Origin of the sequence: Pseudomonas sp. PA15(2017) (genome assembly GCF_001945395.1) — a bacterium.
In the GTDB taxonomy this organism is placed as follows: domain Bacteria; phylum Pseudomonadota; class Gammaproteobacteria; order Pseudomonadales; family Pseudomonadaceae; genus Aquipseudomonas.
This window is the reverse complement of the sequence record NZ_MSXV01000004.1, coordinates 19085-41762: the sequence shown is the minus strand read 5'-3', so window position 1 is coordinate 41762 and position 22678 is coordinate 19085. Positions and strand designations below refer to the sequence as shown.

Sequence of the window (22678 nt, the reverse complement as noted above, 5' to 3'; positions counted from 1 at the left end):
TCAGCTACGATCCGCCAGTACACCGATCAGGAACATCACCACCAGCAGCACCGGCGCCAGGGTGTAGTTGTTGAAATGGCCCAGCAGTTGGGTGAGCAGTGGGGTCAGATAGACCAGCGCCAGGCCGTAGCCGACCACGCAGACCGCGACGAATATCAAGGTGCGCAGCACGAAATTGAGGCTGCCGATACGTCCCTGTATCCAGGCATTGATGGCCGGGCCGAACAGCACCAGCAGGGTGGCCATGAGCCCCAGGGAAATCTCGCTGAGGTGGCCACGGCTCCAGCGTGACACGGTGGCGATCAGGTCCAGCACATAATCCATGGTTGCTCCTCGGGCGTGACGATTGAATCCTGCTGCCTCGGATCATCCGACGCGCCGTTGGTTCGCAGGGCGCGGTGATTCAGGGCAGGAAATACTGCAGCAGATCATTGAGAAACAGCTGGCCTCCGCGGGTAGCCACCAGGCGCGTCGGGTCCGCTTGCAGCAGGCCGCGGCGGTGGGCCTGTTCGCGGGCCTCGGCCAGTTGTTCCAGGGGCAGCCCCGTGCGTTGGTTGAACAGCTCGGCGTTGCAGCCATCGCTCAGGCGCAGCACGTTCATCAGGAACTCGAACGGCAGCTCCTCGGCGGTGAGGAGTCGCTCACCGGCGCTGTAGCGCTTGGCAGGGTCGAGATAATCCTTGGGCAGGCGGGTTTTCCAGGTGCGGCTGATGCGGCCATCCGGCGTACTCAGCTTGCCGTGGGCGCCGGCACCGATGCCGAGGAAGTCACCGAAGGTCCAGTAATTCAGGTTATGCCGTGCCATGCGCTCGGGCTGTGCGTAGGCCGACACTTCGTACTGGGCGTAACCGTGCTCGGCGAGCAGCGCCTGGCCGGCCTCCTGGATGTCCCACAGGGTGTCGTCCTCGGGCAGCACCGGCGGCTGGTTCCAGAACACCGTGTTCGGCTCCACCGTCAGCTGGTACCAGGACAGGTGGGTCGGCGCCTGGGCGATGGCGATGCGCAGGTCGCCCAGGGCATCGTCGAGGGACTGATCCGGCAGGCCGTGCATCAGGTCCAGGTTGAAATTGTCGAAGCCGGCGGCGCGGGCCATGTCGGCGGCGCGCACGGCTTCATCGCCATCATGGATGCGCCCCAGGGCCTTGAGTTTTTCCGCCTGGAAGCTCTGCACGCCGATCGACAGGCGATTGATGCCCAGGCGCCGGTAGGCGGCGAATTTCTCCTGCTCGAAGGTGCCCGGGTTGGCTTCCAGGGTGATCTCGATATCGCCGGCGAACGGAATGCGCCGCTCCACCCCTTCGAGCAGGCGGCCCAGGGCCTTGGCGGAAAACAGGCTGGGCGTGCCGCCGCCGAAGAAGATCGAGGTCAGCGGGCGGCCGTGGGCCTGGACCAGGTCAGCGTCGAGATCGGCGAGCAGCGCGTCGACGTAGGCCTCTTCCGGCAGGTTGGGGCCGGCGGCATGGGAGTTGAAATCGCAGTAGGGGCACTTGCGCACGCACCAGGGAATATGGACGTACAGGGCCAGGGGCGGCAGCTGGAACACGGGCTTCTGGATCACGGCAGGGTGGTTGCGGGGCGCTATCGTGGCACGAGTTGGGCAAACTGCCAAAGCGCGTGGACGAAACGCCCCATTTGAAACCGCTTACAACCCCAGACGCTGCTTGAGCAACTTCATGGCAATGGCGCGGTGGCTGAGCTGATTCTTGTCGGCCGGCGACAGCTCGGCGCTGGAGCACTGGCGCTCCTCGACCCAGAACAGCGGGTCGTAGCCGAAGCCGTGCTCGCCGCGCGCCTCATGCAGGATGCGGCCGTGCCACAGGCCTTCGCAGAGAATCGGCAGCGGGTCGTCGGTGTGTCGCACCAGGGCCAGGCAACAGACGAACTGGGCGCCGCGCTCGGCGTCCGGCACCTCCTTGAGGGCCGCCAGCAGCTTGGCGTTGTTGGCGGCATCGCCCTGACCATCGGCGTAACGGGCCGAATAGATGCCTGGTGCCCCACCGAGAAAATCCACCGCCAGGCCGGAGTCGTCGGCCAGCGCTGGCAGGCCGGACAGGCGCGAGGCGTTGCGCGCCTTGAGGATGGCGTTCTCGACGAACGACAGGCCGGTTTCTTCCGGCTCCACCTGGCTGAACTCACCGACCGAGCGCAGGCGCACGGGGTCGCCGAGCATGGCTTGCAGTTCCTTGAGTTTGCCGGCGTTGTGGCTGGCGAGGACGAGTTCTGGGAAAGGCATCATGGCTCCGGAAAGAGTTCCTGGTTGAAGTCCAGACGCTGGCCGTTCACCTGCAGGTTGAACAGCAGCACCTCACGGGATTCGATGGGAAACTGCGCCAGGTAGGAAACGAATTCGCCCTCGCGCTGTTCGACGAAGGTCAGTGCCTGACCATGGCCCAGCACGTTCTTCACCTCGCCCCTGATCGCTGCTGTCGTCGGCTTGCCGCCGCGCAGCACGCTGATGTTCAACACCCCCAGCCTGGCGCTGCGCACCAGGCCGCTGGCCTGGGCGATCTGCGGTTGCAGGTAGTTGGCGTTGAAGGCGCTGTAATGCACCTGCAGGTCGCCAAGGCGCTGCATGCGGTTGTCGGCCAGTGCCGGCAGGCTCAGGCACAGGGCGATCAACATGGCGAGCAGGCGCATGGGGCGGCCTAGTTGGCGATGCGCACGTCGTGCGCATTGTGGCCGCTGATACGGTAGATGCCGATCTCGCCCAGCAGGTTCGGCCACGCGCGGCTGGCCCAGCCATGCCGGTGCTCGCGGTCCACGGCCAGGCGGTCGAGCACCCGGGCGCTCTGCTGGTGGCACAGGCGTTCGAAGTCCTCGAAGGTGCAGAAGTGGATGTTCGGCGTGTTGTACCAGGTGTACGGGAGGAAGTCGGACACCGGCATGCGGCCCTTGCTGGCCAGGTACCAGCGGCAGCGCCAGTGACCGAAGTTGGGAAAGGTGATGATGCAGGTCTTGCCGACGCGCAGCATCTCGGCCAGCACCTTGTCGGGAAAGTGCAGCGCCTGCAGCGACTGGGTCATGACCACCACGTCGAAGCTGTCGCTGGCGAAGTTGCCCAGGCCTTCGTCGAGGTTCTGTTCGATGACGTTGACGCCCTTGCCGATGCACTGGGCGATCTTGTCCGGGTCGATCTCCAGGCCATAGCCGCTGACCTGCTTGTTGGCGCCCAGCCAGGCCAGCAGTTCGCCGTCGCCGCAGCCCAGGTCGAGGACGCGGCTGCCGGCGGGAATCCATTCCTGGATGATCTCTAGGTCGGCTCGCATGCTTACACCTCGATCCGTTTCATGTAGCTGGCAAAACCCTGCAGGTAGCGGGGGATCGGCATCAGGAAGGCGTCGTGGCCTTGTGGCGCGTCGATTTCCAGGTAGCAGACGTTCTTGCGGGCGGCGAGCAGGGCGTCGACGATTTCCCGCGAGCGGGCCGGCGAGAAGCGCCAGTCGGTGGTGAACGACATCACGCAGAAGTCCGCCTTGGCCTTGGCCAGGGTCTTGGCCAGGTCGCCGTCGTGCTCGGCGGCCGGGTCGAAGTAGTCCAGCGCCTTGGTCATCAGCAGGTAGGTGTTGGCATCGAAGCGCCCGGAGAACTCTTCGCCCTGATAGCGCAGGTAGCTTTCCACCTGGAATTCCACGCTGTGGAAGTCGTAGTTGAGTTTCTCGTTCTTCAAACCGCGGCCGAATTTCTCGCCCATGGCGTCATCGGAGAGGTAGGTGATGTGCCCGACCATGCGTGCCAGCATGAGGCCGCGCTTGGGAATCACGCCCTGATCCTGGAAGTGCCCGCCATGAAACTCCGGGTCGGTGAGAATCGCCTGGCGCGCCACTTCGTTGAAGGCGATGTTCTGCGCCGAGAGTTTCGGTGCCGAGGCGATGGCCAGGCAGTGGCGCACGCGCTCCGGGTAGCTGATCGTCCACTGCATGGCCTGCATGCCGCCCAGGCTGCCACCGACCACCGCAGCCCACTGCCCGATGCCCAGCAGGTCGGCCAGGCGTGCCTGGCTGTTGACCCAGTCCTCCACGGTCATCACCGGGAAGTCGGCGCCGAACGGCTTGCCGGTGGCCGGGTTGATGTCGGACGGGCCGGTCGAGCCGTTGCAGCCGCCCAGGTTGTTGAGGCTGACGACAAAGAAGCGGTTGGTGTCCAGCGGCTTGCCGGGGCCGATGCAACTGTCCCACCAGCCTGGCTTGCGGTCATCGGCACTGTGGTAACCGGCGGCGTGGTGATGGCCGGACAGCGCGTGGCAGATCAGCACCGCGTTGCTGGCGTTGGCGTTGAGCTCGCCGTAGGTTTCGTAGATCAGCTGGTAGTCGGCCAGGCTGCGGCCGCAGGCCAACGCCAGTGGCTCGGAAAACCTGGCGATCTGCGGCGTCACCAGGCCAACGGAGTCTTGAGGAAAAACAGTCGACATCGACTCTGCTCGGCTAAGGAAGGTACGGGAAAGTGCAGCAGTCTAAAGAGCGCGCCTGTCAGCGGCAAGGAAACTGCCGGCCGCGCAGGCCGAGACCGTTGGCGCGGCGTATCGCGCTGCCGGCTACTCGAGGTTACCGATCGGGCGCGGCATGCCCTTGAGGGTGACCACCTTGGCTTGCCGCTGGATGGGTGCCGGGCGGCGCATCACGCGCAGCATGTCGCCGGCCTGGGTCAGTTGCTGCTTGAGTTCATCGGCATACTGGGCCAGCTGCCGGTGGCGCTGGCGACCGTGCTGGGTGTCCTGGGCCAGGGCCTTGAGGCGCAGCATGTGGCCTTCCAGCAACTGCTTGTGCTCGAGTGTGTGCTGCATCAGCGGCATCAGTGCCTCGTCGGCCCAGCGCTCGGCATCGCGGCGCAGACGGCGGTGCAGACCGATGACTTCCTGTACCAGGGTGGCGAAGAAGCGTCGGCCGAGGCTGCGCTGCTCGGTCAGCAGGGTCTTGAGGCGCAGGCGGAAGCGGTCGCCCTTCTTCTGCAGATGGCGCAGTTCGCGCACGTAGTCCGCCAGTTCGAAGCGCGGCGCATCGACCGCCTGCAGCGGGTTCTCCTCGTTGTGCCGGCGGTAGATGGCCTCGACCATGCGGTTGGCCATGTCGGCATCGTGGGACAGGCTGTGCAGGTCGTCCTCGACCGCGGTGAAGAAACCGAGGATCGCCTGGTTGATGCCCAGGGTCGTCCAGGCACCATTGAGCTGACGACGCAGCTGGGCGAGGTGCGCTTCGAGCTTTTCCGCCTGGGCCGAGGTCTTCAGGCGCTCGCCCTGGTTGCGCAGCAGGCGCTGATTGGTGCGCAGCGCCACCAGGCGCTTGTGGTGCAGGGTGTGATCGTCCTTGGTACGGCTGGTCAACTCCATGAGCATCTGGCCGTTGTCCTGGCGGCGCTCGTCGAGCAGCTCCAGCTGTTCGTTGACCTTGGCCAGGCGCAGGCCGAGCACGTGCTGGCTGTTATTGAGCATGGCCAGCACCTGGCGCACCACGCGCTCTTCGAGCAGCCGTTCCTTTTGCGCCACGATGCGCTCGCAGAGCAGCGTCTCGAGTTCGGCCATCTGGCTGCGCGCCAGCAATGCCGGGTCCTGACGCACCTTGGCGAGCAGCGCCTGCTTGGCCGACAGCGGCAGGATGTCCCGGCCGGCGATACCCAGGTGTCGGGCAGCCTGCATGCGTACCCGCTCGATGGCATTGGCCACGAAGGTGTCGCCGGCCAGGTCGTCCCACAGCACGTCGATCTTGTTCAGCACCGCGTACAGACAGCCTTGGCGTTCCTCGTCGAGGGGCTGTACGTGCTGCTGCCAGATATCCAGATCGCTGGCCGTCACACCCGTGTCGGCTGACAACAGAAAGATCACCGCCTGGGCGCTGGGCAGCATCGACAGGGTCAGCTCCGGCTCGCAGCCCAGGGCGTTGAGGCCGGGTGTGTCGAGAATGCGCAGGCCTTGGCGCAGCAGCGGGTGGTCGAAGTTGACGATGGCGTGGCGCCAGGCTGGTACCAACACCTGGCCGGATTTGTCAGTGCTTTCCAGGTTGTCCGGGTGAAAGCCCAGGGCAATGGCTTTCTCCACCGGCATGGCCTTGCTGGCGGCGACCTGAGCGAAGGCTCTGGCCATGCTGTCCGGGTCATTGGTGTCGAGGGCGACATTCACCCAGTGGCGGGGCGTGCGCTTGAACTGCGCCACGCTGGCCTCGGCAATGCGTGTCTCGATGGGCAGCAGGCGGATGTAGGGCTGCGTGGCGCCCGGGTCGAAGAGAATCTCGGTCGGGCACATGGTGGTGCGCCCGGCCTGGGACGGCAGCAGGCGCTGGCCGTATTCGGAGAAGAACAGGCTGTTGATCAGCTCGGTCTTGCCGCGGGAGAACTCGCCGACGAAGGCCAGGGTGATGTGGTCGGTGCGCAGCAGGCGCAGCGCTCGCTCCAGGCGTGCCTCGACGCCTTCGCTGCTCAGCCGGTTATGGGCCAGCCAACTGCGGTAGCGGGTGATCTCGCGGACCAGTTCGCGCTTCCAGGCGACATATGCATCGACCTGCTCACTGAGACGTTCCATGCTCATCGGTGGGTTCCCTGACAGGGCATCGGCTTCGATGCGGGCTGCCGAGCATTATGCGAGGGGCGCAGGCGGCGTCAATGGCGAGTGCGGCGCAATGGCACCTGATGGTCGTTCAGGATGGGCGAGCGGTCAGGCCGAGTTCGCCGGGCAATGTGCTGGGCGCCTTAATGCGCACCCGCTTCTGGCGGCTTTGCTGACCGCTTTCCAGGCTGACCTGGCTCTTGGCAACGCCGAAGGCCGCGGCCAGAAAGGCCAGCAGGTGGGCATTGGCCTTGCCGTCCACCGGTGGGGCGGTGAGGCGGATCTTCAGGCGCCCGCCATGCAGCCCGGCGAATGCATCGGCACTCGCCTTGGGCTGCAGGTGGCAGTCGAGGATCAGCGCGTCGCCATCCCAGCGAAAGAAACTCATCGATTTCTAGAACCTGTTCATGATCTCGCGAGCTAGAGCCCTACAAGGCAAAAACAGGCGAGGACGCGGAGTTTACAAGTTGTAAATGAGCAGTCCGAGCCTGATTTTAACGCAGTAGGGGCGACGCGCAGCAGCTCATGAGAGCTCAGATCGCCAGGCTCAGGCCGCTGAACATCCCTGTACTGACCGCCAGATTGCGGATTACCAGCATGTCGATCAGGTTGAGGATCAGGAACGCCACGATGGGCGACAGGTCCAGGCCGCCCAGGTTGGGCAGGATGCGGCGGATCGGCATCAGCAGCGGCTCGCAGATCTGATTGACCAGCAGGGCGGCCGGGTTGTGCGTGCCCTGGGCGACCCAGGAGAGGATCACGCTGATGATCAGGGCGAAGAAGAACACCTTGAGCAGCAGGGCGGTCACGCCAATGATCGACCACACCAGGACCAGCAGCGGGTCGCTGATGCCGACGCCCATCAGCATCAGGGTCAGGGCCATCAGCGCGAACTGGACGATCAGCGCCAGCACCAGCGAGGCCAGGTCGAGGCCACCGAGGCTGGGGATGATGCGCCGCAGCGGCTTGAGAATCGGGTGGGTGGCGCGCACGATGAACTGGCTGAGCGGGTTGTAGAAGTCCGCGCGAACCAGTTGCAGGATGAAGCGCAGCAGTACGATCAGCAGGTAGAAGCTGCCGATGGTCTGCAGGATGTAAACGGCTGCGGTGTTCAGACCGATCATTGATTGTCTCCTTATTGACCCAGTTGTTCGGCCAGCTCGGCCGAGCGCTGATCGGCAGCCTTGACGGCCTGCTCGACCAGGGCTTCGAAGCCGCCAGCCTGGAATGTGTTGATCGCCGCCTCGGTGGTGCCGGCCGGCGAGGTGACGCGGCGACGCAACTCGGCGGCGTCGACGTCGCTGTTCAATGCCATCTGTGCGGCGCCCAGGGCGGTCTGCAGGGTCAGCTTGGCGGCAACATCGCGGGGCAGGCCGAGCTTCTCGCCGCTGGCGGTCATCGCCTCGATCAGCAGGAAGAAATACGCCGGGCCGCTACCGGACACGGCGGTCACGGCGTCGATCAGCTTTTCCTCGTCCAGCCACACCGCCATGCCGACGGCGCCGAGCAACTGCTCGGCCTGTTGGCGCTGCGCGGTGCTGACCTGCGCATTGGCGTACAGGCCGCTGGCGCCCAGGCGCAGCAGCGATGGGGTGTTGGGCATGCAGCGCACGATGGCTCGCGCGCCCAGCCAGTTTTCCAGGCTGGCGCTGGTGATGCCGGCGGCGATGGAGACGATCAACTGGCCGGCCTGCACGTGGGGGGCCAGGTCCAGGCACACGTCCTTCATGACCTGCGGCTTGACTGCCAGAACGATCACGTCGGCATCACGGCAGGCCTCGGCATTGCTGGCCATCACGTCGATGCCGTGTTCGGCGGCGATCTTCTCGCGCTGTTCGGCGCCACGGTCGCTGGCGCGGATGGCGCCCGCCGGCAGGCCCTGGGCGAGCAGCCCGCCGATCAGGCTGGCAGCCATGTTGCCGGCGCCGATGAAGGCGATGCGGGGAGTGGTCATGGGGCGGTTCCTATCTGAAGAGTCGAGATCGGGTAATTCAAACCTTGCCGTAATCGCGTTCGCCGAACAGCGCCGTGCCGATACGCACCCAGCTCGCACCTTCGGCGATGGCCGCTTCGAGGTCGTGGCTCATGCCCATGGACAGGGTGTCTAGATCGAGGTTCAGCGCATCCCGCAGTACGCGCAGGCGGGCGAACGCCGCACGTTGCCTGGCCACGTCATCGGTGGGCGCAGGGATTGTCATCAATCCGCGCAAACGCAGGTTGGGCAGTTGTGTAACCGCCTGTGCCAAGGCAGCGAGTTCCTCGGGCACGCAGCCGGACTTGCTCGCCTCGCCGCTGACGTTGACCTGCAGGCAGATGTTCAGCGGCGCCAGCTCGGCGGGGCGCTGGGCGCTCAGGCGTTCGGCGACCTTCAGGCGATCCACCGAGTGCACCCAGGCGAAGTGCTCGGCGATGGGGCGGGTCTTGTTGGACTGGATGGGGCCGATGAAATGCCAGGTCAGCGGCAGGTCGACGAGCAGCGCCTGCTTGTCGAGCGCTTCCTGCAGGTAGTTCTCGCCGAAATCCCGCAGGCCGGCCGCGTGGGCTTCGCGAATCGCCTCGGCGGGCTTGGTCTTGCTCACCGCCAGCAGCCCGACAGAGGAAAAATCTCGCTGCGAGGCTTGCGCCGCCTCACGGATCCGCACACCGACCTTTGCAATATTCTCTGCTATCGTGGACATTACCTGCGCCTGCCGCCTGAGCGTTTCTGCGGGCCCCACGGTGTTCTGCCAAGGGCGTGCTCGCGCAGCCGCCTGGTGACCCCCCAAGGCCCCTATCCTTAAGTTACGCGGCATTCTACCGTCATTAGGGAGTCCCATGGATATCACCGAGCTGCTTGCCTTCAGCGCCAAGCAAGGCGCGTCGGACCTGCACCTTTCCGCAGGCTTGCCGCCGATGATCCGGGTCGACGGCGATGTGCGCCGGATCAACCTGCCTGCCCTGGATCACAAGCAGGTGCACGCGCTGATCTATGACATCATGAACGACAAGCAGCGCAAGGACTTCGAAGAATTCCTGGAAACCGACTTTTCGTTCGAAGTGCCCGGTGTGGCGCGCTTCCGGGTCAACGCCTTCAACCAGAACCGCGGCAGCGGCGCGGTATTCCGGACCATTCCGTCGAAAGTGCTGAGCATGGAAGACCTGGGGATGGGCGAGATCTTCAAGAGGGTCTCCGACGTGCCGCGCGGGCTGGTGCTGGTCACCGGGCCGACCGGTTCGGGCAAGTCGACCACCCTGGCGGCGATGCTCGACTACATCAACAGCAACAAGTACCACCATATCCTCACCGTCGAAGACCCCATCGAATTCGTCCACGAATCGAAGAAGTGCCTGGTCAACCAGCGCGAAGTGCACCGTGACACCCACGGCTTCTCCGAAGCGCTGCGCTCGGCACTGCGTGAAGACCCGGACATCATCCTGGTCGGCGAAATGCGTGACCTGGAAACCATCCGCCTGGCGCTGACCGCCGCGGAAACCGGTCACCTGGTGTTCGGCACCCTGCACACCACCTCCGCCGCCAAGACCATCGACCGGGTGGTCGACGTGTTTCCGGCCGAGGAAAAGTCCATGGTCCGCTCCATGCTGTCCGAATCCCTGCAGGCGGTGATTTCCCAGACCCTGCTGAAAAAGATCGGTGGCGGTCGGGTGGCGGCCCACGAAATCATGATCGGCACCCCGGCGATCCGTAACCTGATCCGCGAAGACAAGGTGGCGCAGATGTATTCGGCCATCCAGACCGGCGGTGCACTGGGTATGGAAACCCTCGACGCCTGCCTGAAACGGCTGGTTTCCAAAGGCCTGGTCAGCCGTGAAAGTGCCCGTGAAAAGGCCAAGACCCCAGAGAATTTCTGACCTTTTCACGATTCCGAGCCCAGGCGGGCGGAAGCAGCTCCGCCGGCAATTGAACATCGCGCCAGCGCATTTAGGTAAGCACCCATGGAATTCGAGAAACTGTTGCGCCTGATGGTCGAGAAGGGCGGCTCCGATCTGTTCATCACCGCTGGCGTGCCGCCGTCGATGAAGGTCAACGGCAAGATCATGCCGGTGACCAAGACCCCGCTGTCGCCGGAAATGACCCGTGAAACCGTGCACGCGGTGATGAACGAGCAGCAGCGCCGCGACTTCGCGGAGAACCACGAATGCAACTTCGCGATCAGCGCCCGAGGCATCGGCCGTTTCCGGGTCAGCGCCTTCTACCAGCGCAACCTGGCCGGCATGGTGCTGCGCCGCATCGAGACCAACATCCCGACGCTGGACGACCTCAAACTGCCGGAAATCCTCAAGAAGCTGGCGCTGACCAAACGCGGCCTGGTGCTGTTCGTCGGCGCCACCGGCACCGGCAAGTCCACCTCGCTGGCGGCGATGATCGGCTACCGCAACAAGAACAGCAGCGGCCACATCATCTCCATCGAAGACCCGATCGAGTACATCCACCAGCACCAGAACTGCATCGTCACCCAGCGAGAGGTGGGCATCGACACCGACTCCTTCGAAGTGGCGCTGAAGAACACCCTGCGCCAGGCGCCGGACGTGATCCTCATCGGTGAGGTGCGTACCCGCGAGACCATGGACCACGCCGTGGCCTTCGCCGAAACCGGCCACCTGTGCCTGGCCACCCTGCACGCCAACAACGCCAACCAGGCGCTGGACCGGATCATCAACTTCTTCCCGGCTGACCGGCAGAACCAGGTGTGGATGGACCTGTCGCTGAACCTCAAGGCCATCGTCGCCCAACAGCTGATCCCCACGCCCGACGGCAAGGGCCGCCGCGCGGTGATCGAGGTGCTGATCAACACCCCATTGGCCGCCGACCTGATCCGCAAGGGCGAGGTGCACGAGCTCAAGGGCCTGATGAAACGCTCTACCGAACACGGCATGCAGACCTTCGACCAGGCGCTCTACAACCTCTACAGCCAGGGTGAAATCACCTACGAGGATGCCCTGCTGTACGCCGACTCGGCCAACGACCTGCGCCTGATGATCAAGCTCGGCTCGGAAACCGACGGCGAGCACCTGACCAGCATGTCCCAGGGCCTGGCCCTGGAAATCACCGACGAAGATCAAGGGCGGCGGTTCCGCTGAGCGGCCCAAGGCACTGAAAAACAAAATCCGCTTCGGCGGGTTTTTTGTTGGTTGTTGGCAGGCAGGTTCTGCGCCTGGCTTAGAACCTATTCACGATCTTTATGCGTCAGAAGCGGTTGTCGGCGCAGTATCTGTGGGAGCGGGCGGGGACGCCTAGTCCATGCCCGCGATTTTTCGCGCGCATGGCGCGCTCCCACAGTGGATCAATGAACGGCCGAGCCCGCCACTTAGCGGCCAAATCGGCGAACCTGGGCCGAAAGATTATGAACCGGTTCTTAGGGCGCGGGCTTGTTTCTGAGCTGCCGCGTAGGCAGCTCAGAAACAAGGTCGAGCAGCCGTACTCCATCCGGCTGAGTTCACTGCCGCACAGGCAACACTTTCTCCGCAGCGGCACTGATTCGTTTTCCCGGCCGAGCGGCCACGGCCTCGGACTGGCCATCGACCTGGGCGCCCGCGCGGGCCTGGCTCATCAAACGGGGAATCAGCGGACCTTCCGGCAGGTTGCGCCAGAAGCGCACCGGCATATTGGTTTCCAGCACGCTACGATTGAGGCGTGCCGGGTTGAAGGTACTGCCGTAGTAGGCCAGCCACATCGCTTCGTTGCGGTCATCGGTGCCCTGGGCCAGGCGTTGCCAGTCGGGTGGGCAGGGACTGGCGTGCTGCAGCTTTTCGCCATCCCAGTACACCGCGTCGTCCGGCGTGGCGATCAGCCAGGTCTGCCGGCCAAGGCGTTCGGCGAAATGGCCCGAGGCGCTGGCGAGAATGTCGTGGGCCGGCTCGTGCCAGGCCACCAGCTCCGGCCCACCAGCGCTGGCGTCCCGCGGTTTGAAGCGCAGGAAAGCGTGCAGGTGATGCGCTTCGCGACGAACCGCCTTGAGGCGGGCGTGCAGTTCGCTGCCGTCGATATCGCCGGCCAGCATGGCGGCATGGTCGCCGTTCGCGACACGCCAGAGGATGCGGTACAGCAACGCCCAGCGTTGAGCGCAGCGAAAGCGAGCGGCGCTTTCCAGTTGTTCGATCAGGGCGCGCGGAACCCGCACGGGGCGGTCGGCAGCCGCGGCGGGTTGAGGCGCTTCCAGCGCGGCGAACAGATCCTGGTTTTCCTGGCTGTCCTGCACCCAGCTCAGCTGATGCGGCGCCATGCCTCGGCGCAGTTGGGCTCGGGCAGCGTCCCGCCAGCCGGCGAAACTGCCGTCGAAGTGCACCGCGTGCATCACCAGAGCCCCATCTGTTGCGGCGCTTCGCTCAATTGCTGGCGCAGCACCAGGGATTCCCGCGTTGCCTGAGCCGGGCGGTAATCCTGGGTGACGATGAACGGCTTGGCCTTTTCCAGTACGCAGCGCAGGCGGCCGACGTCCGCAAACCGGATGCGCTTCTGGCGGCGCAGGGCGACCAGGCGCTGGGCACTGAGTACGCCGATGCCGGGGATACGGGCGATCAGGGTCACGTCCGCGCGGTTGAGGTCGACCGGGAAATGCTGGCGATTGTTCAGCGCCCAGGCCAGCTTGGGGTCGATGTCCAGGGCCAGGTTGCCGGGGCCGTCGAGCAGCTCGGTGGCCTTGAAACCGTAGCCGCGCATCAGGAAGTCCGCCTGGTACAAGCGGTGCTCGCGCAGCAACGGCGGCGCCTCGAAGGGAACGCTCTTGGGGCTTTGCGGAATGGGGCTGAAGGCCGAGTAATAGACGCGCTTGAGGCGGAAATCGCCATACAACGATTGTGCGGTGTGCAGGATGGTGCTGTCGTCGGTGGCGTCCGCGCCGACGATCATCTGCGTGCTTTGCCCGGCAGGCGCAAAGGCGGGCGCACGCTTCTCGCTGTCCGCCTCCTCGACGCCGTTGCGAATGGTGCCCATCGCCTGTTTGATCGGCGCCACGCTCTTTTCCGGCGCCAGGCGGATCAGGCTGCTTTCGGTGGGCAGTTCGATGTTCACGCTGAGGCGGTCGGCGTAGCGACCGGCTTCAGCGATCAGCTCCGGTGACGCGTCGGGAATGGTCTTGAGGTGAATGTAGCCACGAAACTCGTGTTCCTCGCGCAGCAGCTTGGCGACCCGGTTGAGTTGCTCCATGGTGTAGTCCGCGGAGCGAATGATGCCGGAGCTGAGAAACAGCCCGCTGATGCAGTTGCGACGATAGAAATCCAGAGTCAGGGTGACCACTTCCTCGGGCGTGAAGCGCGCACGCGGCACGTCGCTGGAGCGACGGTTGACGCAGTACTGGCAGTCGTACAGGCAGAAGTTGGTCAGCAGAATTTTCAGCAGCGCGACGCAGCGGCCATCGGGGGTGAAACTGTGGCAGATGCCCATGCCGTCGGTGGCGCCCATACCGCTCTGGCCTTTCGAGCTGCGTTTGGGCGCGCCGCTGCTGGCGCAGGAAACATCGTATTTTGCGGCGTCGGCGAGTACCGTAAGCTTTTCGATCAATTGCATGGCGTGATCCGTTAGCTGTATTTATATACAGTATCGGGCGATGGCAGCAATCGCTCAAGGGCATCTTGTCGGGATGTTATGTTATGTTATCTTATGTTGTGTTAAGGCTCTGACGAGCGTCCGTGCCTTTGTATAGTTGAATGAGAGGTGCTTTTGATGCAGCGTGCAAACACCCACAGCAAGATCATTGGCTACCTACTGTGGATCTTCGGCTTCCTCGGTGCGCACCGCTTCTATTACGGCAAGCCGGTGACCGGCACCATCTGGTTTTTCACCCTGGGGCTGTTGTTCATCGGCTGGATCATCGACCTGTTCCTGATTCCGGCCATGGATCGTGAAGCCGACCTGCGTTTCACCGCTGGCGAGACGGACTACAACGTTGCCTGGATCCTGCTGACCTTCCTTGGCATTTTCGGCGCACACCGCATGTACCAGGGCAAGTGGGTCACCGGGATTCTCTATCTGCTGACCGGCGGGCTGTTTCTGGTCGGCGTGCTGTATGACCTTTGGACACTGAACAACCAGGTGTCGATCAAGAATGCGCGCAACGGGTAGGGCGGCTGCAATAACGTGCGCTGAAACGAGCCCGCATTATTACAACGCTGCCGGTCGGTGATTCAGACTCGGCGGCCGGGCGCACCTCAAGGTGTTTGATGGCTTTTGCCGAGTCCGTGGGAGCGGCTTTAGCCGCGATGGTGTTGGTGATCTGCAGACTGATCGCGGCTGAAGCCGCTCCCACGTTTTTGCGCCGTGCCTGACGACACGGCTTCCCAGAAGGTGAGCGCAGTGCACGGCGCAAATCAGCTCTGGAAGCTGATATGCCCGTCCACCAGGGTGTAGCGCACCCGGCCGGGCAGGCAATGGCCCAGGAATGGACTGTTGCGGCCTTTGGAATACCAGCTTTCGCCGGCCACGGTGGAGGCCTGGGGGTCGAACAGCAGCAGATCCGCCGCGCCGCCCTGCTTGAGTTGGCCGACCGGTAGGCGTAACGCCTGCGCCGGGCCGCTACTCAGGCGGGCGAGCAGGGTGGGCAGGTCCAGCAAGCCGTCTTGCACCAGCGTCATGGCCAGTGGCAGCAGCAACTGCACGCCGCTGATGCCGGGCTCGGTCTCGCCGAACGGCGCCAGCTTGGCGTCGAGCTCGTGAGGCTGGTGATGGCTGGAGATGGCGCTGATCACCCCGTTCTTCACTGCCTCGCGCAGGCCATCGCGGTCGGCGCGGGTGCGCAGCGGCGGTTGCACGTGATAGAGGCTGGAGAAGTCGATCAGCGCCTCGTCGGTCAGAATCAGCTGGTACAGCGCTACATCGGCAGTAACCGGCAGGCCGCGAGCCTGGGCATCGGCGATCAGCTGTGCGCCGCGGGCACTGGTCAGTTGGCTGAAATGCGCCCGTACGCCGCTCTGCTCGACCAGCAGCAGGTCGCGCGCCAGGGCCGCGGTCTCGGCGGTTTCCGGAATCCCCGACAGGCCCAGGAAGCTGGCGGTGGCGCCTTCATGGGCCAGGCCGCCCTCAGCGAGGTCGTGATCCTGGGAGTGGAAGATCACCGTGAGGTCGAAGGTGGCTGCATATTCCAGGGCGCGGCGCAGGGTGCGCGCGTTGCGGAAATTGTTCAGGCCATTGCCGAACGCCACGCAGCCGGCATCGCGCAGAGCGACCAGTTCGGCGAGCTGCTCGCCATCGAGTCCCTTGCTCAGGGCGCCGATGGGAAACACCTTGGCGTGGCCAGCTTCGCGGGCACGGTCGAGGATCAGCTCGGCCACCGCCGAGGTGTCCAACACCGGCTTGGTGATCGGCGGGCAGCACAGGCTGGTGACGCCGCCAGCAGCGGCGGCCAGGGTTTCGCTGGCGATGCTGCCCTTGCGGCTGTAGCCGGGCTCGCGCAGGGCGACGGACAGGTCGACCAGGCCGGGCGCCGCGATCAGGCCGCTGGCATCCAGGGTCTGATCGGCTTCGAAGCCTGCTGGCGCCTGGCCGATGGCGCTCAGCTTGCCACCTTCTATATACAGATCGGCAACCTGATCGAAGCCGCTGCTCGGGTCGATGACGCGGGCGCCGAGGATACGGGTACGCATCAGTTTTGCTCCTCAGCGTTGAGTTGGCGTTGCGCATTCTGGCCGCTCATGGCCATGGACAGCACGGCCATGCGGATGGCGATGCCGTAGGTGACCTGGTTGAGAATCACCGATTGCGGGCCGTCGGCCACCGCCGACTCGATTTCCACCCCGCGGTTGATCGGCCCCGGGTGCATGACCAGGGCATCGGGCTTGGCCAGCTTGAGGCGCTGTTCGGTGAGGCCGAACAGACGGTAGAACTCGCCCTCGCTGGGCAGCAGGCCACCGGTCATGCGCTCGCGCTGCAGGCGCAGCATGATCACCACGTCGACATCTTTGAGGCCTTCATTGGCATCGCTGAACACGCGTACGCCGTAGCTTTCTGCCAGGCCGATGGGCAGCAGGGTCTTCGGCGCGATCACGCGGATGTCGGGGCAGCCGAGGGTCTTGAGCGCCAGCATGTTGGAGCGCGCCACCCGCGAATGCAGGATGTCGCCGACGATGGCCACCGAGAGGTTCTCGAAGCTGCCCTTGTGGCGACGGATGGTCAGCATGTCGAGCATGCCCTGAGTCGGGTGCGCGTGGCGGCCGTCGCCACCGTTGATGATCGCCAGGTTCGGGCACACGTGCTCGGCGATGAAGTGCGCCGCACCTGAGCCGGCGTGGCGTACCACGAAGATGTCGGCGGCCATGGCTTCGAGGTTGCGCAGGGTGTCGAACAGCGTTTCACCCTTGCTGGTCGAGCTGGTCGACACGTTCAGGCTGATCACGTCGGCGGACAGGCGCTGGGCGGCCAGCTCGAAAGTGGTGCGGGTGCGCGTGGAGTTCTCGAAGAACACGTTGCACACGGTCTTGCCGCGCAGCAGCGGAACTTTCTTCACGGCCCGGGCGCCGACCTCGAGAAAGGAGTCGGCGGTGTCGAGGATTTCCGTCAGCAGCTCGCGGGGCAGGCCGTCGAGGGACAGGAAATGGCGCAACTGGCCTTGGTCGTTCAGTTGCAGCGGGCGCTTGGCATCGAGTGCGGTCATTGCGGACGGCCTTGGTCGGAAAGCGTCTGGAGTTCAAGGGTGAAGGGCGCGGAGCCGGACAATTTTACCCGCTGATCGGCCGCCAGCGACAGCGTCGCACCCACCACGTCGGGGCGGATTGGCAGCTCGCGGGCGTCCAGGTCGAGCAAGCTGACCAGGGTCACGCTGGCCGGGCGGCCGTAGTCGAACAGCTCGTTCAGGGCGGCGCGGATGGTACGCCCGCTCATCAGCACGTCGTCGATCAGCACCAGATGCTGGCCTTCGATCTCGAACGGCAGCTCGGACGGTTGCACCTGTGGGTGCAGGCCATTCTGGGTGAAGTCGTCGCGGTAGAAGGATACGTCGAGCACGCCCAGCGGCTCGTCGCGGCCCAGTTGCTCGAGCAGCGCCTGGGCCACCCACACACCGCCAGTGCGGATGCCGATGAAGCGCGGCGTGCTGATCTGCCGACGGCTCAGGTGGCTGCTCAGCGAAGTCGCCATCTGCGGCAACAGTTCGGCGGGGTTGGGTAGGCTCATCTAAAGCTCCTTGTGAACGGGTCAGCCCAGGCAGTTTTCTTCCAGCCAGCCCTGCAGCAACAGGGCGGCGGCCAGCGCGTCGACCGGGCGCTGGCGATAGCCGCCGGTCTGGCCCTGCTGCAGGCGCTCGCCCTTGGCGGCATAGGTGGTCAGGCGTTCGTCGTGGGTGAATACCGGCAGGTTGAAACGACCGTTGAGGCGACGGGCGAACTTCTCGGCCCGTTCGCTCATGTCGCTCGGCGTGCCGTCCATGTTCAATGGCAGGCCGACGACGATGGCATCGGGTTGCCATTCCTTGATCAGCGCTTCGACCTTCTGCCAGTCCGGCACGCCATTCTGCGCCTTGAGGATGCACAGCTCGCGGGCCGAACCGGTGATCGGCTGGCCGACGGCGACGCCGATCTGCTTGGTGCCGTAGTCGAAGCCGAGCAACAGGCGCAGCGATTGTTTGTCGATTTCGGCCATCAGGCGTGGCCCGCCTGGGCGGTGAGCAGGTTGAGGTCGATGCCGAGCAGTGCGGCGGCGGCGCCGAGGCGCTGGTCGTAGGGCGTTTCGAACAGAATCGCCTGGTTCGCCGGGCAGGTCAGCCAAGCATTATCGGCCAGCTCGGCCTCCAGCTGGCCGGCGCCCCAGCCGGCATAGCCGAGGGCGATCAGGTGGCTGGCCGGGCCGTTACCTTCGGCGATGGCGAACAGTACGTCCTGGGAGGTCGACAGGCTCAAATCTTCCAGATCGACTGTGGCCTGGAAGTGCTGGCCCTTGGGGTGCAGCACGAAGCCGCGGTCGGTCTGCACCGGGCCGCCACTGAAGATCGGCAGGCTCTGGCACAGCACCGAAGGATCACTGTCCGGCCGCAGCTGTTCGAGCACGTCGGCCAGGTTCAGGCCGTTGGGGCGGTTGATCACCAGGCCCATGGCGCCCTGGTCGTTGTGATCGATGAGGTAGATCACGGTGTGCGCGAAGTTCGGATCGTCCATGTGTGGCATGGCGATCAGAAAGTGGTGCTTGAGGATGCTTGGGCTGGCGTCTTTCATGACCGCTAGTTTGAAGCTGCGCGGCGCAAGCTACAAGCTGCATGTACGGACGAAAACGCCGCGTCCGCGTCAGTTGCTCGACAGGCGGTCGCCACGCTCGAAACGCCAGGTGCGAATGATCTCCAAGCGGTCGATGTCGGCCAGATCGCCGGTGAACGGCGCGTAGGGCGCGGCCAGGCGCACGATGCGCATGGCGGCCTGATCGAGCACCTGTTCGCCGGAAGACTCCAGCACCATCACTTCGTACAGGCTGCCGTCACGGTTGATCGACACCAACAGGCGCAGGCTGCCGTGGATTTGCCGGCGGCGGGCGTCGTCCGGGTAGTTGAGGTTGCCGATGCGCTCGACCTTCTTGCGCCATTCGTCCTTGTACCAGGCGCCCTTGTCGCGCATGGTCGAGGCGGCGTTGAGACGGTGGATCTTCGGGCGCTTGGCGTACTGCTGCACCTGGTCGGACAGCTCGGCTTCCAGGCTGGCGATCTCGGCGGACAGCTGCGCGCTGTCGAAGGACGGCGCCTCCGGGGTCGGCGGCGTCGGCTTGGTTTCCTCACGCTTGGCCGGCGCCTTCTGCTGTTGCGGGGCACGGGTGGTCACCGCGGCTTTCGGCGCTTCGGGCTTCACAGCTGGCGGTGGCGGCGCGGCGGCGGGGGTCACCTTGCGTACTTCGGTGTCCTGGAAGGGCGCCTGCTCGGTGGTGGTCGGTGCTGCCTTCTTGTCCAGGGTGCCGCTGCCCTGCTGGTTGTCCTGGGCGAGGAAGTCCGCCTCCCTGGGCTTTTCATCGCTCTTGAAGGTGGACAGGGTGATTTCCAGAGTCTTGCTGATCTGTCCGGGCTCGGCAAAGGTGAAACCCACGCCGAGAATCAGCGCAGCGTGCAACACCGCGGCCAGAAACAGGGTGAAGCCCAGCCGATCCGCCGGGCGAACGCCGGAGGAGGTGAGATCGGGTGGGCTGGCTGTTGCGTTCATCGCTATCTATTCGTCGGGTCTGCTGACTTTTCGGCACGGGCGTGCTGAAACGTCAGCAGGCCCGAGGGTCCGCTGACGCTTCAGCACGAGTCGCGTTGCCGCGGGAAATGGCCTCCGGTTAGGCGTGGGACGCTGGGAATGGTTGTTCCATTGCCAAGTCCTGCAACGACAGCGGAGGTCATTTCCCGCGCAACCCGTAGGGCCGGTCCAATTTTTGCGCGATGCGGCGTTACTCGATGGCTCATTTGGCCCGCCAAACTTCGCATCTCGTGCCTTGCCTCGCGCAAAAATTGGCTCCGGCGCGACCGTGCGTGAAACGTCAGCGGACCCTCAATTGTCGTGCAGTCTGCCGAGGCGATGTGCAAAAGTCTATGAAGCACTCCGCGCATTGAGCTTTTCGGCAATCTTGTTCATCAGTTGTTCGCCGATGCGCGTATCGAAGGCCGCATCGATCTCGCGAATGCACGTCGGGCTGGTGACGTTGATCTCGGTCAGGCGGTCGCCGATTACGTCCAGACCGACGAACAGCAGGCCGCGCTCGCGCAGGCTCGGGCCAACGGCGGCGGCGATTTCGCGGTCGCGCTCGGTGAGCGGGCGGGCTTCGCCACGGCCACCGGCAGCCAGGTTGCCGCGGGTTTCGCCGCTGGCCGGAATGCGCGCCAGGCAGTAGGGAACCGGTTCACCGTCTATCATCAGAATACGCTTGTCACCGTCGACAATGGCGGGCAGGTAACGCTGCGCCATGATCTGCTGGCTGCCATGGGCGGTGAGGGCTTCGAGAATCACCGAGAGGTTCGGGTCGCCCTCACGGTGACGAAAGATCATCGATCCGCCCATTCCATCGAGGGGTTTGAGAATGATGTCACGGTGCTGTCGTGCGAAATCACGCAGAATGTCGGGTCTGCGGCTGACGATGGTTTCCGGCGTGAACTGCGCAAAGCGTGTGGCGAAGAACTTCTCGTTGCAGTCGCGCAGGCTCTGTGGGCGGTTGACCACCAGCGTGCCGGCTTCCTCGGCCTGTTCGAGCAGATAGGTGGAATAGACGAATTCGTTATCGAAGGGTGGGTCCTTGCGCATCAGGATCACGTCGAGTTCGGCCAGGGGCATGTCTTGCTCGTCGCCGAATTCGAACCAGCGCTGGGGATCGGCGAATACCTTGAGCGGGCGAGTGCGGCCGCGGGCGACACCGGCGGCTTGGTAGAGGTCCTTCTGTTCCATATAGAAGAGGCTCCAGCCGCGCGCCTGGGCAGCCAGAAGCATGGCCAGCGAGCTGTCCTTCTTGTAGGCGATCTGTGCGATGGGGTCCATGACGATGCCGAGCCGAACGCTCATTGAAGTATCTCCGTAGAGGGCGGTGCGAAGCAGCCGCAAAGGTAGCAGGAATGGGCGCCAAGGGTGGCGCTGACGGGGCTGGTGGTCAAGGGCGACCAGGCCGATGGCTTGCATGTGGAGAGTGTGCTAAAAAGGCCCAGCGATGGGCCGGGCCCATTGGTTTCAGGGCCTCCGGCGCACTGGATATGGCGTAATACAACGACTCACCGAAGTGGTGGCAGGGCAGACATGGAACAGCATTCGGAAGGCTTGAGGGTGATGGTGATCGACGACTCGAAGACGATTCGTCGTACAGCGGAAACCCTGCTGAAAAAGGTGGGCTGTGACGTGATCACCGCTGTGGACGGTTTCGATGCCCTGGCGAAGATCGCCGACACCCATCCGAACATCATCTTCGTCGACATCATGATGCCGCGTCTCGACGGCTATCAGACCTGCGCGTTGATCAAGAACAACAGTGCCTTCAAGTCCACGCCCGTTATCATGCTGTCGTCCAAGGACGGCCTGTTCGACAAGGCCAAGGGGCGCATCGTCGGTTCTGATCAGTACCTGACCAAGCCATTCAGCAAGGAAGAGCTGCTCGGCGCGATCAAGACCCACGTACCGGAGTTCTCTCCGGTCGAACAGGCGTCCTGACCTCCGGCTGTCGCTACAACCGCCTCTCTTCATGTATTGGGAAACATCATGGCTCGAATTCTGATTGTTGATGACTCGCCGACCGAAATGTACAAGCTGACCGCCATGCTGGAAAAGCACGGCCACCAGGTACTCAAGGCCGAAAACGGCGCTGACGGCGTCGCCCTGGCACGCCAGGAAAAACCCGATGTGGTGCTGATGGACATCGTCATGCCCGGGCTCAATGGCTTTCAGGCCACCCGGCAGCTGACCAAGGATGCCGAAACCAGCCACATCCCGGTGATCATCGTCACCACCAAGGATCAGGAAACCGACAAGGTCTGGGGCAAGCGCCAGGGCGCCAAGGACTATCTGACCAAGCCGGTCGACGAAGCTACGCTGCTGAAAACACTGAACGCGGTGCTCGCTGGCTGAGGCCGCGCAGCGCGACACGACAAAAGAAGAAGGTCACGACAGGCATGTCAGAGACACGCACCCCCTTTCAGATCCTTCTCGGCATCGAGCAGCGCTGCCGCGCTTTGGCAGCGGGCTTGCCGTCGCAGCAGGTGGCGGTGCAGACCTGGAGCGGCATTGGCTTTCGCATGGGCGAGCGGTTTTTCGTCGCACCGATGGGTGAGGTCGGTGAAGTGTTGCACGAGCCACGACATACCTTACTGCCCGGCGTGAAAAGCTGGGTCAAGGGTGTGGCCAACGTGCGTGGACGATTGCTGCCAGTGATGGATCTGTGCGGCTTCTTCGGCGGCGAGCTGTCGCCCCTGCGCAAGCAGCGGCGGGTGCTGGTGGTCGATCATCACGACATCTTCGCGGGCCTGACGGTCGACGAGGTGTTCGGCATGCAGCATTTCGCGGTGGACACCTTTTCCGAGCGGTTGCCAGCGCTCGAGGCTTCCATCGCGCCATTCATTCACGGTGTGTTCCAGCGTGAACAACCCTGGTTGGTGTTCAGCCCTCATGCGCTGGCCCAGGCTCCAGAGTTTGTCGACGTGGCATACAGATAGCTTTTCGGTGGGGGCGGCGCAGCCAGCCTTCTGACGTTAGATGGAATTCGAAGTGCGGTAGGGTCCAGGCGGGGGCCAG

At 64.3% G+C, this 22678-nt stretch carries 26 protein-coding genes; 6 read left to right on the top strand and 20 right to left on the bottom strand.

The genetic code is table 11. From position 1 onward, the window contains the following. From BVH03_RS01665 to BVH03_RS01615, 11 genes are all read right to left on the bottom strand, one after another. Entirely contained in the window at positions 1-324 is a 324-nt protein-coding gene (locus BVH03_RS01665) for a DUF3392 domain-containing protein (protein WP_070885853.1), read from the bottom strand. 79 nt (positions 325-403) lie between these two features. Continuing rightward, complete coding sequence (gene hemW, locus BVH03_RS01660) at positions 404-1558, bottom strand: radical SAM family heme chaperone HemW (RefSeq protein ID WP_143485880.1); 1155 nt, start codon at positions 1556-1558, stop codon at positions 404-406. 84 nt (positions 1559-1642) lie between these two features. Next, entirely contained in the window at positions 1643-2236 is a 594-nt protein-coding gene (rdgB, locus tag BVH03_RS01655; RefSeq protein WP_075959574.1) for an RdgB/HAM1 family non-canonical purine NTP pyrophosphatase, read from the bottom strand. After that, positions 2233-2637 (bottom strand): DUF4426 domain-containing protein, encoded by a 405-nt coding sequence (locus tag BVH03_RS01650; protein WP_075959573.1) that lies wholly within the window; start codon positions 2635-2637, stop codon positions 2233-2235. Before BVH03_RS01650 ends, rdgB begins: the two co-directional genes overlap by 4 nt. A gap of 8 nt (positions 2638-2645) precedes the next feature. Then, entirely contained in the window at positions 2646-3266 is a 621-nt protein-coding gene (gene metW / locus BVH03_RS01645; protein WP_075928463.1) for a methionine biosynthesis protein MetW, read from the bottom strand. Between the two features lie 2 nt (positions 3267-3268). Next, on the bottom strand, positions 3269-4408 hold the full coding sequence (locus BVH03_RS01640) for a homoserine O-acetyltransferase (RefSeq protein WP_075959572.1): 1140 nt from the start codon (positions 4406-4408) through the stop codon (positions 3269-3271). 123 nt (positions 4409-4531) lie between these two features. After that, complete coding sequence (locus BVH03_RS01635) at positions 4532-6514, bottom strand: dynamin-like GTPase family protein (protein ID WP_075959571.1); 1983 nt, start codon at positions 6512-6514, stop codon at positions 4532-4534. A gap of 109 nt (positions 6515-6623) precedes the next feature. Then, positions 6624-6920: a DUF167 family protein gene (locus BVH03_RS01630; protein WP_075959570.1), complete on the bottom strand. Its 297-nt coding sequence runs from the start codon at positions 6918-6920 to the stop codon at positions 6624-6626. A gap of 145 nt (positions 6921-7065) precedes the next feature. Continuing rightward, the gene (locus BVH03_RS01625) at positions 7066-7656 is read right to left on the bottom strand and encodes a YggT family protein (protein ID WP_075959569.1); all 591 of its coding nucleotides are present in this window, start codon (positions 7654-7656) and stop codon (positions 7066-7068) included. A gap of 11 nt (positions 7657-7667) precedes the next feature. After that, positions 7668-8486, bottom strand: coding sequence for a pyrroline-5-carboxylate reductase (gene proC, locus BVH03_RS01620; protein ID WP_075959568.1), 819 nt, complete (start codon positions 8484-8486; stop codon positions 7668-7670). A 37-nt stretch (positions 8487-8523) separates the two neighbouring features. Then, a complete protein-coding gene (locus BVH03_RS01615; protein ID WP_075959567.1) occupies positions 8524-9210 on the bottom strand; it encodes a YggS family pyridoxal phosphate-dependent enzyme in 687 nt (228 codons plus the stop codon). A 136-nt stretch (positions 9211-9346) separates the two neighbouring features. On the opposite strand from BVH03_RS01615, the gene BVH03_RS01610 reads away from it, so the two are divergent. Both BVH03_RS01610 and BVH03_RS01605 read left to right on the top strand, forming a co-directional pair. After that, positions 9347-10381 (top strand): type IV pilus twitching motility protein PilT, encoded by a 1035-nt coding sequence (locus BVH03_RS01610; protein ID WP_075959566.1) that lies wholly within the window; start codon positions 9347-9349, stop codon positions 10379-10381. Positions 10382-10465: 84 nt separating this feature from the next. Next, complete coding sequence (locus tag BVH03_RS01605; protein WP_075928470.1) at positions 10466-11611, top strand: PilT/PilU family type 4a pilus ATPase; 1146 nt, start codon at positions 10466-10468, stop codon at positions 11609-11611. 356 nt (positions 11612-11967) lie between these two features. Here BVH03_RS01605 and BVH03_RS01600 read toward each other — a convergent pair whose 3' ends face one another. Beyond that, entirely contained in the window at positions 11968-12825 is an 858-nt protein-coding gene (locus BVH03_RS01600; protein WP_075959565.1) for a TIGR03915 family putative DNA repair protein, read from the bottom strand. After that, complete coding sequence (locus tag BVH03_RS01595) at positions 12825-14036, bottom strand: putative DNA modification/repair radical SAM protein (RefSeq protein WP_075959564.1); 1212 nt, start codon at positions 14034-14036, stop codon at positions 12825-12827. Before BVH03_RS01595 ends, BVH03_RS01600 begins: the two co-directional genes overlap by 1 nt. A 156-nt stretch (positions 14037-14192) precedes the next feature. Between BVH03_RS01595 and BVH03_RS01590 the strand changes: the two genes are divergently transcribed. Further along, positions 14193-14591 carry a TM2 domain-containing protein gene (locus BVH03_RS01590; protein WP_075959563.1) on the top strand — a complete coding sequence of 133 codons (399 nt, stop codon included), beginning with the start codon at positions 14193-14195 and terminating at the stop codon, positions 14589-14591. A 245-nt stretch (positions 14592-14836) separates the two neighbouring features. On the opposite strand, the gene BVH03_RS01585 is transcribed toward BVH03_RS01590, so the two are convergent. The 7 genes from BVH03_RS01585 to gshB form a co-directional block, all read right to left on the bottom strand. Then, complete coding sequence (locus BVH03_RS01585; protein WP_075959562.1) at positions 14837-16108, bottom strand: dihydroorotase; 1272 nt, start codon at positions 16106-16108, stop codon at positions 14837-14839. Beyond that, positions 16108-17115 (bottom strand): aspartate carbamoyltransferase catalytic subunit, encoded by a 1008-nt coding sequence (locus BVH03_RS01580; RefSeq protein WP_075959561.1) that lies wholly within the window; start codon positions 17113-17115, stop codon positions 16108-16110. The genes BVH03_RS01585 and BVH03_RS01580 overlap by 1 nt, the downstream gene beginning before the upstream one ends. Further along, entirely contained in the window at positions 17112-17633 is a 522-nt protein-coding gene (pyrR, locus tag BVH03_RS01575; RefSeq protein ID WP_075959560.1) for a bifunctional pyr operon transcriptional regulator/uracil phosphoribosyltransferase PyrR, read from the bottom strand. Before pyrR ends, BVH03_RS01580 begins: the two co-directional genes overlap by 4 nt. Before the next feature lie 21 nt (positions 17634-17654). Then, positions 17655-18098, bottom strand: a complete 444-nt coding sequence (ruvX, locus tag BVH03_RS01570) for a Holliday junction resolvase RuvX (RefSeq protein ID WP_075959559.1) — start codon at positions 18096-18098, stop codon at positions 17655-17657. Further along, positions 18098-18667 (bottom strand): YqgE/AlgH family protein, encoded by a 570-nt coding sequence (locus tag BVH03_RS01565; RefSeq protein ID WP_075959558.1) that lies wholly within the window; start codon positions 18665-18667, stop codon positions 18098-18100. The genes ruvX and BVH03_RS01565 overlap by 1 nt, the downstream gene beginning before the upstream one ends. A gap of 69 nt (positions 18668-18736) precedes the next feature. Next, positions 18737-19633 (bottom strand): energy transducer TonB, encoded by an 897-nt coding sequence (locus tag BVH03_RS01560; protein ID WP_075959557.1) that lies wholly within the window; start codon positions 19631-19633, stop codon positions 18737-18739. A gap of 369 nt (positions 19634-20002) precedes the next feature. Then, entirely contained in the window at positions 20003-20965 is a 963-nt protein-coding gene (gene gshB, locus BVH03_RS01555; protein ID WP_075959556.1) for a glutathione synthase, read from the bottom strand. 228 nt (positions 20966-21193) lie between these two features. On the opposite strand from gshB, the gene pilG reads away from it, so the two are divergent. The 3 genes from pilG to BVH03_RS01540 are packed head-to-tail and all read left to right on the top strand — an operon-like array spanning position 21194 to position 22599. Beyond that, positions 21194-21601, top strand: a complete 408-nt coding sequence (pilG, locus tag BVH03_RS01550) for a twitching motility response regulator PilG (protein WP_070885873.1) — start codon at positions 21194-21196, stop codon at positions 21599-21601. Positions 21602-21649: 48 nt separating this feature from the next. Continuing rightward, positions 21650-22015: a twitching motility response regulator PilH gene (pilH, locus tag BVH03_RS01545; RefSeq protein ID WP_013789448.1), complete on the top strand. Its 366-nt coding sequence runs from the start codon at positions 21650-21652 to the stop codon at positions 22013-22015. A 44-nt stretch (positions 22016-22059) separates the two neighbouring features. Further along, positions 22060-22599 carry a chemotaxis protein CheW gene (locus BVH03_RS01540; protein WP_075959555.1) on the top strand — a complete coding sequence of 180 codons (540 nt, stop codon included), beginning with the start codon at positions 22060-22062 and terminating at the stop codon, positions 22597-22599. The last annotated feature ends 79 nt before the right edge of the window (positions 22600-22678 follow it).